The sequence below is a fragment of the Bacillus sp. SIMBA_026 genome, from assembly GCF_046535335.1.
Lineage (GTDB): Bacteria > Bacillota > Bacilli > Bacillales > Bacillaceae > Bacillus > Bacillus velezensis.
In genome coordinates this window covers 1-273 of sequence record NZ_JAWRWX010000153.1, presented here as the reverse complement: position 1 = coordinate 273, position 273 = coordinate 1, and the positions used below count along the sequence as shown (strand labels likewise).

Below are 273 nucleotides of genomic sequence, written 5' to 3'. Positions count from 1 at the left end.
CGGGCAGCCGTCCGATTCGGGACGGCTTAAGGCTCCTGACCGGTTCGCCTGCCGGTTGGGGCCCTACTTCCCGAAGGCGCGCAGTCGAATCGAATTCGCGACGACGAGCACCGAACTCGCTGCTATGGCTGCGCCCGCGATCATGGGATTCAGCAATCCGAATGCCGCCACCGGGATCCCGATTGCGTTATAGAAAAACGCCCAGAAGAGGTTCGTCTTGATGGTGGAGAGGGTTCTGCGCGACAGCTCAATGGCCTGCACCAGCTGGCCTAG

At 61.9% G+C, this 273-nt stretch carries 1 protein-coding gene; it reads right to left on the bottom strand.

Features of this window, described 5'->3' with window-relative positions:
* Positions 1 to 63: 63 nt before the first annotated feature.
* Positions 64 to 273: hypothetical protein (locus tag SB847_RS21025; RefSeq protein WP_410578554.1), on the bottom strand; the 210-nt coding region annotated here is incomplete at its 5' end.